Source organism: Paenibacillus sp. LBL (assembly GCF_029893715.1).
GTDB classification, from domain to species: Bacteria; Bacillota; Bacilli; order Paenibacillales; family Paenibacillaceae; genus Paenibacillus_AQ; species Paenibacillus_AQ glucanolyticus.
Genome location: NZ_JARXYU010000028.1, coordinates 45,631 through 53,481, shown reverse-complemented (window position 1 = coordinate 53,481; position 7,851 = coordinate 45,631). Strand labels below are relative to the sequence as shown.

At 47.6% G+C, this 7,851-nt stretch carries 8 protein-coding genes; 1 reads left to right on the top strand and 7 read right to left on the bottom strand.

The features are described from left to right. Positions 1–449 precede the first annotated feature (449 nt). Positions 450–1,331: a nucleotidyltransferase-like protein gene (locus M2277_RS30435; protein ID WP_036643460.1), complete on the bottom strand. Its 882-nt coding sequence runs from the start codon at positions 1,329–1,331 to the stop codon at positions 450–452. 192 nt (positions 1,332–1,523) lie between these two features. On the opposite strand from M2277_RS30435, the gene M2277_RS30430 reads away from it, so the two are divergent. Beyond that, positions 1,524–1,889, top strand: a complete 366-nt coding sequence (locus M2277_RS30430) for a YgzB family protein (protein ID WP_006212663.1) — start codon at positions 1,524–1,526, stop codon at positions 1,887–1,889. Positions 1,890–2,029: 140 nt separating this feature from the next. Here the strand turns inward: M2277_RS30430 and M2277_RS30425 are convergent, their stop codons facing one another. From M2277_RS30425 to M2277_RS30400, 6 genes are all read right to left on the bottom strand, one after another. Then, complete coding sequence (locus tag M2277_RS30425) at positions 2,030–3,763, bottom strand: glycosyl hydrolase family 18 protein (protein ID WP_481857803.1); 1,734 nt, start codon at positions 3,761–3,763, stop codon at positions 2,030–2,032. Between the two features lie 97 nt (positions 3,764–3,860). Further along, positions 3,861–4,280 carry a peroxide-responsive transcriptional repressor PerR gene (perR, locus tag M2277_RS30420; protein WP_006212665.1) on the bottom strand — a complete coding sequence of 140 codons (420 nt, stop codon included), beginning with the start codon at positions 4,278–4,280 and terminating at the stop codon, positions 3,861–3,863. 87 nt (positions 4,281–4,367) lie between these two features. After that, entirely contained in the window at positions 4,368–5,687 is a 1,320-nt protein-coding gene (locus M2277_RS30415; RefSeq protein WP_006212666.1) for a DUF4097 family beta strand repeat-containing protein, read from the bottom strand. 59 nt (positions 5,688–5,746) lie between these two features. Further along, complete coding sequence (locus tag M2277_RS30410) at positions 5,747–6,364, bottom strand: hypothetical protein (RefSeq protein ID WP_006212667.1); 618 nt, start codon at positions 6,362–6,364, stop codon at positions 5,747–5,749. A 191-nt stretch (positions 6,365–6,555) separates the two neighbouring features. After that, the gene (locus M2277_RS30405; RefSeq protein WP_006212668.1) at positions 6,556–7,269 is read right to left on the bottom strand and encodes an MgtC/SapB family protein; all 714 of its coding nucleotides are present in this window, start codon (positions 7,267–7,269) and stop codon (positions 6,556–6,558) included. 49 nt (positions 7,270–7,318) lie between these two features. Continuing rightward, positions 7,319–7,777: a GNAT family N-acetyltransferase gene (locus M2277_RS30400; RefSeq protein WP_040681054.1), complete on the bottom strand. Its 459-nt coding sequence runs from the start codon at positions 7,775–7,777 to the stop codon at positions 7,319–7,321. Positions 7,778–7,851: the final 74 nt, after the last annotated feature.

The following is a 7,851-nucleotide window of genomic DNA, read 5'->3' as shown; positions in this document are numbered from 1 at the left end:
AACTGACGAGAATTTGTTCAATTCTCTATTTCAACGTTCCACCGAAGTGGTCCGTTTTACTCACTCGTTGTTCAGTTTTCAAAGATCAACTTCTTTGTCTTTCGCCGAAAACTCATTTTCAGCGGCGACCTTTATAATATATCATGGTGCCCGTCGTTTCGTCAAGAACTTTTTTTAAAAACTTTTTAATTCGACATTTTCTTAACCGAATTATCAAAGTCCCTTTCGAAAGGGGCGAGTTATAATTTATCACAGAAACAGGCGGCTCGTCAACATTATTCAACAATTTATTTTTCGACTTCTCCTAACAGATAAAGTGACACATTACTGCGTTATTTTCACTTTACATCCGAGGCCATTCTCGTTAAATACTGTTTCCCGATATAAGTGATTTCATAATCACCCCTCAAAATAATTACGCAAAAAAAAGGAAGGACTCACGTCCTTCTTCATAAATCAGTGTAGTAACGGATAGCTTCAGATCCATACGATCTGGATTCTTTCCATACCGGAACTTCTTTCACAAGGGAACGATACACCAGTTTTCGCATGACGATCGGCAGCTCCTTGCATACAGGTGCCAATTCCGGATGCAGAATCAGCTCCTGAATCGTCCATGGATTCCGCCGACTTCTTAGCACTCGGAGCAGAAGTGCTGAAGAACTCTCCAATTTCGATATCATGGAGAATTCATAGGCCAGCAGGGCAAGCTCAACCCGTTGTCCTAGCGTCTCCGTGCTGACTGTAAGCTCCTCATACAATTTGCGAACGGGCGTATTCAATCCTGTAATCTGCTCCCAGACGGCTGATTCCGGATGAATTCCCCGTTCGATCAGCTCCAGTTCCGCCCAATGATGGAGACCTTCTAATAATGTATGGTAAGCATCCAGTACCCGATCTTCCTTCAATTGCATCTTGGCGTCCACGTACTTTTGCAAAAAGTGCGCAAATCCAATAAACAGCTTCTGCTCACGAAACGGCTCAGCAAACCTTAGAAAATCACGGCGAAGAATGGATAGACGCTCTTGATTATCCTTTATGATATCTCCCTCAAGAAGGCATTTGATCAATACTTTGTGCGTACCACTCAAGAGCTCACGATGCAATCCGTCCAGTCCGATGCTCAGCACCTGGCAGCGTTCCCCGCCTACAATTGAATGCTGGATGGGAGGCTCATCAGGCGTTCCGTCATACACGACAACGATATTGACCTCAAAGTCATGAACAAGTGAGCCCTGCAGCGTTTTATCCGAATTACGGTATGCTATCGCCCCAACAGCTTCCTCATCAACCGTATTTCCATAGTAAAAAGAAAAGTTGGTTAATTCCACGTTTCCCTCCATACATTCCTTGGCGAATTTCAGCCATTTCAGTTATAATGTAATTCTACATGTCCATGTAAGTTCCTTCTTTTAGGAGATAAGAACTTCGAAGAGGACAATCTGCAGGCTGAATTCAATATCCATTTCTCGTTTCACGTTCTTTCATAAGCAAGTACTTGAATTGACAGGAGTTTTCGAGCCATGATCTTTAAGAACGCAAAAATCAACGCCTTCCGCACATGGGGGCTGCTGTTAACAATGCTCGGTATGGGCCTCATGGTGCTTGGTACAGCCGGTATTGTATTCTTTGGACAAGCAGGCAAAATATTTGCCGGAATCGGATTGGTATTTGGCCTGATTATGATGTTGGGCAGTCTCGGCATTTACTTCTGGGCTGGCATGCTGTCCACAAGCGCCGTTCAAATTCAATGTCCGGAGTGCAATAAATTGACGAAAATGCTGGGTAAAACAGACCGCTGCATGTTCTGCCACACGATTTTGACACTGGATCCAAGCCAGGCGAACATTACAGCAGAAGAGCTTGAAGCCCAGCAGACCAAATCCTAAGAGTCATCCTAAACTTCTGCATATCATTAGGATTGGCATTCAGTAACATGAATAAACACTAAAGAAGACCCGGTATCCTCGAGGATAGCCGGGTCTTCTTCATTTATCTGGATAAAGGATATATAAGTTCGCGCGATCTTCTAATCATGTATCGTCTTCAGAACCTGCCAGGTTCCCGGGATGGCAAAACTTCGATTCCAAGAGGCAATACCGCCAAGCTCCAGTTTCTTGGCCATATTCACACGGGACTGCAGAGATGTATCGTCCTCCATCCATATTTTCTTGATGGCCTCTCCCTCCGTGAATTGAACATAGTTCTGACCCGTGCTGGCATCCAGCGCCCCTTTAACCTTCTGCTCCTTAAGCAAAGTCTGGAGCTTCTCCATCCCAATCGCTTTGGAGGACACCTTCGCTTCTCCCTCTTCGCTGGTCTCCGTCCATACCCTGGTATATAAGGGAACACCCAATACCAGCTTGGATGAAGGCACACCGTCCTCTTCCATGATTCGTCTTACCGATTGCTCGGCCCATGGCAGCGAGGATACCGATCCCGCTTTTGGACTGGAAGCCCAGTGCTCATCATAGGCCATCACCATCATATAATCAACCGTCTCGCCAAGCCGTTTGCGGTCGAGAAAGAGCGACCACATCTCGCTATTCGATTTCGGAGTAACATCAATGGAAACAATCAATCCTCTGGCTTTAGCCAGCGGCTTCATTTCTCTCACAAATTGAACCACATGTTCTTTATCTTTGGTGTAGACATTTTCAAAATCGATATTGATTCCGTCCAGCTTGTATTGCTTGGCATAGGTCAGCATTTGCTTGATAATATGAGATCTTCTCTCATAAGTAGACAGCGCCTCCGTTGTCAGGTCCGGATCAAAACTGTTGTCCATTAGGGCCCAAACTTCCATATTCCTGTTATGCGCCCAGCTCACATACTGCTTCACGGCTTTAGATTTGACCGTACCCTCGGCATCCACGATGCTGAACCAGGTGGGGCTCACCACATTGACACCAGGTAATTCCCCGATCTTATCCGTGCTTGGGTTTTTGGAATAGACAGCCTCCCACACCAGATTGACCGATTTGTCCTTCCACTCCAGCTCAACCCGCGAAAGAGTCTCTGCAAGGACCGGAATATCTTTAACGTTACCGAGTTTAGTCTGGTCTTTAAGAACATATCCGGTGTAGCCGTTATCGGCTTGAACAAATAACCATTCCTCTTCTTCGCGCCATACCCGGAGCCGCTCACCGGCAGGCATGTCCAGTACAATCGGTGACTTCTTCTCCCCGCTCTCGCGCAGAGCCACCGTGTCCTCAGGTTTACCCGGTGTTGCCTCCGCAAGCTGAATCGAATCACCTGCACGCATCAAGATAATTGCACCTGTTAACGAGTTCTCTTGAACGGCTATCCCGTAATGCTGCTCGAGCGGCTTAAGGGGCACGTAAGCCATACCGTCAACGAGCTCAGGAGCATAAGGGACGGTAACCGTTTTACCATTCAGATCCCCCTTGGTGCTGTCGATCTTCATACGGAGAACCGATTCCGAGGTTGTCATGATAATCGATTTGGTCTCTTCCTCATAACGAATATTGGCATCAACGCTCTCCTGAATAACCGTTATGGGCAGCATCATTTCTTCTCCGCTTTCCCGGGCAGGATACTCCTGCAGTTCACCCTGGACAAAAATCGGCTTGTCCATTCCTCGCCAGTCCGGCACCGTATAAGTCTGGTTCGGAAAAAGGGTGGTGACCACCCACCAGACTCCTGCCGCTATCAACATCAAGCCCAGATAAAAAGAGCTTCTCCTGGTACGCCGCCTCTTTCCACGATATCTTCTTCTTGCCAAACTACTCCCCCATTTCATTCTCGCCCTCTATATATCCCCTTGTGAGAAAACGCCCTTAAAAATAAAAACGTGTGGAATGGTTGATTCCGCACGTTCATTTATAAGTAACCGAAGTCTATTTGCAGGACTTGCAGAGCCCATACAGCTCCATCCTTAATCCCTTCACTTCAAACCCGGTGCATTTCTCAGCCTGTACTCCAACATCTTCAAGGGACGGATAGCTGAAATCTTCAATTTTTCCGCAACTCTGGCATATTACATGATGATGATCGGATACATTTGCATCAAAACGACTGGAATTATCTCCATAAGTCAGTTCACGCACCATGCCAGCCTCAATAAACATTTTTAAATTGTTATATACAGTGGCTACGCTCATACTAGGAAAATTAGGTTCCAGAGCCCGATAAATATCATCCGCTGTCGGATGACCCATAGATTCAACCAAATACGTTAAAATCGCATGACGTTGCGGCGTGATACGGACACCGGTCGTTTTCAGTTGTTCCAGCGCATGCTGTACGGACGTTCCCATGGTTGCCCACCGCCTTCAAGTTTAACTGGTTTTTACAAAACCTATACCGCTCTTAACCTTTATTGTAAGGCGTTTCTTTGATTCTTGTCAATCCGGCAGAGGCGTCAAGCCCCCGTTACTGCGGCTTTCCTCCTGCTCCGGATAGCTCCGATAGATATTCAAATTACTGTTGCCTTCAATCCGAATGGAGTGTTCGGATGTGCCCGATTCACCGGATATCGTTTTTTGATCGATCAGAAGATTGGGAAGCGTCGTAAGGATTCTACCGTAACTGATGGTCCCTTCCAGCTTGTAATCCCCTTCAAGCGGAATATGAAGATTCATCTCGCCAACCGCACTGTACACGTTCCAATCGCCTCCCACATGAGGTGAGCGTATAGCAACGCCGCCATTGAGGGATTCCGCGCTTAATTGCGACTCTGCACCACTGATCAGAATATTGCCATTCCTCGTCTGGACCCGGATTTCCTCCGTCGTTCGCTTGACGGTCATATTCCCCACCTGAGTGGTCATATCTGTTTCGCCTGTGATGTCTACGGCCATCATATTGCCTCGGTTAGTGGACATTTTGATATTCCCCAGGACGCCGCGTGCCGTCATGTCGCCATTTAATGTTTTACCGGTAACATTCCCGTAAACACGATCCATCGTAATAGGTCCGTTGCCGCTCTCCAGCGAAATATTCTCTATAGCTTCAACGCCGTTTAAGGTGATCGCTCCGTTCATCGTCCGTATCTCAAAATTAAATCGACGATCATCCGGTACCGCGATATGGAGATTCATCCGGGGCTGACGCTTACCCGATTGTCCATAAGCCTTCCCCTTCGATCGAATCGTTATCGTCTTGCCTTCTCCCACTTCAATCGTGGATTGTTCCGCTATCGCTTCGGCCAGACCGGAAGGTTCGTGGTCGACCCAAACTTCCGCTTCGACCCTGATCTCATCCACATTCTGCCGCACGATGGTGATATCGCCGTTTAAGTGATCCACGATGATTTTCTCGGTGTCCAGTTCTACCGGAATATCCAGCACCGGCTTCTGAAACTGGGTACCCTCAGCTTCGCTGTAATCGACTCCCGCTGCCGTCAAATTCAGGCTCACCCGATTCCAGAGATGGAGAAAATGCTCCTGCTGAGAGATAACGAACACGGATGCCGTAATGGCTGCGGCAAGCAGAACGCCCTTGATATCCGGCCGGAACCGAAATTCCTTACGTCTGCCCAGAACACGTGTCACGGTGTACCGGACTAAATATTCAACTCCGAGCAATATGAATAGCAGCGGCCACCACCGCTGGATCAAAAATATATAATCGGTGCCCCCGCGTTCATCCAGCAGCAATAACACCCCTGAACAGACAAGCAGTATGGCAGCTGTAAATCGACCTACTCTGATTTTATGTTTCATCCGTCTCCTCCCCTCGTCAGTATTGGCAGCTATCGTGTTTTGTGCCCTGCAAAGATACGCTACAGGGATTTGCCCTTGCCTTTACCTTTACGGTGCCGGAGAACTTCTCGAACCGCCGCCCATATTCCGAGGATGATTAATACGACAGCAGAGAACTCCGCTCCATAATCACGGATGACCACCTGAAGCCAGGGAGGCTTCTGATGAAACAGAATGAGCAGGATCCCTATAGCAACCAGCATCAAGCCAAAAGGGATTCCCCGTTCACCTCGGAACGGATTATTCGGCCCTCTTCCCTCATCAGAAGAAACAGCAGCTGCCTCGCCACGCCGTCTCCGCGAGATCATATATTCAGCTGCTTGCAGCACATCGTACACATTATAGAAATAGCCAATCGGAATCAGCAGCCCCAGTACAATAAGCAGCGGTACATTGATCTGCATGCCGATGGAAGAAAAGTATAAAAGCGCCGAGATATCCAGCAGCAATAACATAATAAACGTAATTCCCTTACGATACACACCCAGATACAGATGCCCCAAGCCCGGAATGAGAGCGGCTAACAAAAGCGCATATAATTTACGCCTTCTTCTCTGCAGGCCTGAATGACGCTTCATGCGGATACGTTCTCGTTTCTTCTTGCTTATCGCGGTTTGCGGTTCAGGTGTCGTGTTCATGACCCTCTCTCCTCCTTCTCAAACATCAGGGAGAACTGGCGTTGTTTAACGATGTTTTTCTTTGATAGTACCCCAACGAGAGGCCGAAGTAACTGGCAAAAAACTGGATGAGCCAGCCGCTGACTGCTGACAAGCCTATAAAAAAACGGCACTGCCGATGATCAGCAGTTGCCGTTTCTTCGTTGTACATCCTACTCGGCTGTTACCATTGTCACCTGGCCGATTCCCCGCAATTGCCGGGTTATCGTCATCGGCTCGAATTTACGATCTGTTAATACTTGCATTGTGATTTCGAGCCCCAATACCGCAGGCTGCAGCTCTCCATAAACAGTATTGCTTCGTTCGTTAACAACCAACTTCCTAATCACGCATTCCTGTTCCTCCAGAACCGCCGAGATTTCCTCCAAAATATTCGGTGTATTCGCTGAATGGATGGTAATCAGATGCAGCTTGCTACCGCGTATATATCGCTGCTCCAGTTTATTAAAGACCACCAGATTCAGAAGGATAAGGATTGTCGACACAATCGAGGCAAAGTAAAACCCGGCTCCGACGGCCAATCCTACAGCGCCAACAACCCAAATGGAAGCAGCGGTGGTTAAACCGGTAATGGATTTACCCGTGAACAGAATGGTGCCTGCGCCTAAGAACCCGATTCCCGTAATAACGGCTGTAGCCAAACGCGCAGGGTCAATCCGGACATTAATCTCGTCTACGAAATCCGAAAATCCGTAGATGGATAAAAGCATAATCAGTGCAGAACCCAAGCAAACCAATATATGTGTACGCAGACCCGCTGCATGATTGGAACGCTCACGCTCAAATCCGATCAAGCCGCCAAGCAGCATAGCAAGCAACAGCCTTAATAATATAGATCCATTATCTATTACCCAAGGATTATTCAAAAGAACGATACTCCCCTCACGTCTGCTTCTTGTTGCTTATGTTATATGATCATTGTATGCGAAGATGGAATTCGGTCAACTCGACTCCAGGAGCAACTTCAAAAACATGATCTTTTACAAACCCGAACTTCTCATACAAGGTAACCGCAGGCGTGTTGCGCGTTCCCGTCGAGACCGTGAACATCGGCGCCTTATGGTACGTCTCTAATACATGGCGTATCAAAGTCCCGGCGATACCTTTACGAAAATGCCCCGGATGAACCATCATCCGCGATATGGTGACCTGCGCCTCCTCGGCTTCCACGGCAATCGCGCCGATCAGCTCCCCTTCATCATTTATATACCCAAAAAAGGTCTCTCCACTCGTACGAATGGTATCAAAGGTGTCCAGCAGCGGCGGAATATCCGTAAAACCGATGAGCTCAGCTTCCAGCGGGTACGCCATGTGCTGCAACCCCCATATTTGTTGGACGGTATCCCTATCTTCTAAAGATAACTCGTTAATCATACATTTCATCCCCTATCTAATTTCATTGTAAAAAGGAACTTGCCCCTAAACAGGACAAGCTCCGCTTCTTGAGA

Coding starts and splice junctions, on each gene's coding strand:
- M2277_RS30430 (WP_006212663.1), top strand. CDS start 1,524: ATGATCTTTAAGAACGCAAAAATCAACGCCTTCCGCACATGGGGGCTG.
- M2277_RS30425 (WP_481857803.1), bottom strand. CDS start 3,763: ATGAAATGGGGGAGTAGTTTGGCAAGAAGAAGATATCGTGGAAAGAGG.
- perR (WP_006212665.1), bottom strand. CDS start 4,280: ATGGGAACGTCCGTACAGCATGCGCTGGAACAACTGAAAACGACCGGT.
- M2277_RS30415 (WP_006212666.1), bottom strand. CDS start 5,687: ATGAAACATAAAATCAGAGTAGGTCGATTTACAGCTGCCATACTGCTT.
- M2277_RS30410 (WP_006212667.1), bottom strand. CDS start 6,364: ATGAACACGACACCTGAACCGCAAACCGCGATAAGCAAGAAGAAACGA.
- M2277_RS30400 (WP_040681054.1), bottom strand. CDS start 7,777: ATGATTAACGAGTTATCTTTAGAAGATAGGGATACCGTCCAACAAATA.